Here is a 1660-nt window from a genome sequence, read left to right on the forward strand (position 1 = left end):
CCCATTACGGTTTAGGCAGTTCCCTGCTGGGGACCCGAGGATTCATGGTTTCTCCCCTTTTGGGGTGGGTTATGTTTGTTCCGGTCCCTGCTTAGCAGCGGGACTCGTCACTGGCTTCGGTATGGCTTGTTTTTGTCCCTGTCTGAAAATGATCCGGGGGGTGATGCCGCCGAAGGCAGTGACATACTTCAACTGCTAATAGGAACCTGACTCGCCGGAATGCCTGGTGAAGTCTCAAGTAATGTGGATGCCAGCGAGAGTATGTCCGACGAACCCAGTGACGATATCTGTCCGTTTCACACTTATATCGCACATGGAGAATCGTCCTCGTGACCTACGATTTCGTCATCGGCATCGATGTCGGTAAATACTTCCATCACGCTTGTGTCCTCGACAAAGATGGTAAACAAGTAAAGTCAAAACGCATTGACCAGTCAGAACATTCTTTACGCAGGTTCTTCGACCTTTTCCTCGCCCTGTCCTCGAAAATTTTGGTTGTGGTCGACCAGCCCAACAATATTGGCAGGCTTACCGTCGCGGTTGCCCAAGACATGGGGATTACCGTTAAATATCTTCCTGGATTGTCGATGCGGCAGCTGTCGAGGGTTCATGTCGGAAATGCGAAAACTGATGTTCGTGACTCATATGTCATCGCGCATGCAGGAGCCAATCTTCCCGATGCCCTGCGCAATGTTGACCGTGTCCAGCAGGTGTTCAGTCAGCTAAAAGTACTCAACGGTATCGATGAAGACCTCGCCCGGTCCTACACCAGGCTGATCAATCAAATTCGCTCCTCCCTTGTTGGATCCTATCCCGAATTCGAACGGGTACTTCGTGGCCAAAATATCCACAGACGGTGGGTGTTGCACATGCTGGCCAAATATGGTGGCCCCACAAAAATCAAACGAATGGGGCGCGCACGCCTGATCGCGTTCGCGAAGAAGTACAAAGCAAGAAACCCCGAGAAAATCATCGATGGCCTGCTGGATGCCATCAAGAATCAAACCGTGTCAATCCACGGGTCGGAATATGTTGAACTCGGTGTCGCCATGTCCGCCACTGATGCCTTGGCAAAGCTTGACCACCGGAAAGTTATCGAAGAAAAAGTAGGCGCCCTCATCGAGGAGGTTCCGCACACCCACATCCTCTTGTCTATGCCTGGCATCGGCCCGAAAACCGCAGCTCAGATCCTCATGACAGTCGGGGACTTCTCGGACTTTAAAACAGCTTCCCACATGGCCTCATACGCAGGACTATGCCCACAGACCAACCAGTCAGGCACATCCATCAACACGAAATCACCGAACAGGGCGGGAAACAAGAAATTAAAGAACGCCCTATGGCAATCCTCATTTTCAGCGATCAGATACCACGAGCGTTCACGCCAATACTACGAGCGGAAACGTAAAGAAGGCAAGAGACACAACGCCGCAGTCGTAGCTCTAGCAAGAAGACGCCTCACCGTCTTGTTCACCATGATGGCAAATCACAGCCTCTACCAAGAACCAGAAAAACAGAAAATAACTTAACGGGCTAAAACACCCCAGCCGATTGGCAATACGCCAATCGGCTCCCAGGCGTACCCAAAAACAATCCCACACCGAACGTCACCCCCAACAACTACCCCCCTCAGGTTGACGAACTATATAGGAACACCCCC

Annotated in this window: 1 protein-coding gene; it reads left to right on the forward strand. The window is 51.5% G+C overall.

Annotated features, from left to right (window positions below; all coding sequences use genetic code 11):
- Positions 1 to 329: 329 nt before the first annotated feature.
- Positions 330 to 1529 (forward strand): IS110 family RNA-guided transposase, encoded by a 1200-nt coding sequence (locus HMPREF3044_RS06660; protein ID WP_005396306.1) that lies wholly within the window; start codon positions 330 to 332, stop codon positions 1527 to 1529.
- Positions 1530 to 1660: the final 131 nt, after the last annotated feature.

Origin of the sequence: Corynebacterium sp. HMSC073D01, assembly GCF_001815555.1 — a bacterium.
Lineage (GTDB): Bacteria > Actinomycetota > Actinomycetes > Mycobacteriales > Mycobacteriaceae > Corynebacterium > Corynebacterium glucuronolyticum.